The sequence below is a fragment of the Vibrio sp. 1641 genome (assembly GCF_033339995.1).
Taxonomy (GTDB): domain Bacteria; phylum Pseudomonadota; class Gammaproteobacteria; order Enterobacterales; family Vibrionaceae; genus Vibrio; species Vibrio alginolyticus.
Genome location: NZ_JAWOVP010000237.1, coordinates 1 through 649, shown reverse-complemented (window position 1 = coordinate 649; position 649 = coordinate 1). Strand labels below are relative to the sequence as shown.

Annotated in this window: 1 pseudogene; it reads right to left on the bottom strand. The window is 45.9% G+C overall.

What is annotated here, in order from left to right:
- Window positions 1-162: 162 nt before the first annotated feature.
- Window positions 163-649: pseudogene (locus R7Z47_RS25255) on the bottom strand (Bcr/CflA family drug resistance efflux transporter); the annotation flags it as partial.

Sequence of the window (649 nt, the reverse complement as noted above, 5' to 3'; positions counted from 1 at the left end):
AACATCACCTTTTCTGGTGATTCTTCCATTTGCTCTAGAATACGAGCCATTTCATACGTGGTTAACGACATTACTTTTTGAATTCCATTATGGTGTCAGGAAAAGTGTGAACGACAAATATACACGCGTTACATACATTGGAAAATACTAAATTACACTGATTTACGCATTAGCGAAGCGAGCGTGCCAGCTCTTACCGGCCTTTGAAAATAGAATCACCAATGCTGGTAGCAATACCCACATATGAATAGCAATCAATGTTTGTGGATCAAACGGCAAACGCTGTAAGGTACCCACTAACAAACCAGAACCGCTCATTTGGAACAAACCAAGTAGCGCCGCGGCTGTGCCCGCTTTATCACCGAATGGTTCCAACGCCTTGCCCGCGGCGCCGCCAAGAATCAAAGCAAAACCAACGGACGACATAAAGATTGGCAGCATGAACGACAGCGCCGTGTTTTGGCCATTCATCACCAGCATCACCACACCAGCCAGAGCCAACGTCGAGATACCAACCACAAGCGTGTTGTGTGTGCCAAAACGTTCCATGAACTTCGGTGCCAACATACAACCAGCGATGTTGATAACCGCGTTAATGCCAAACCAGAATGTGAACTTGCACATCGTGAAAGTATTTAACGAATCGGGT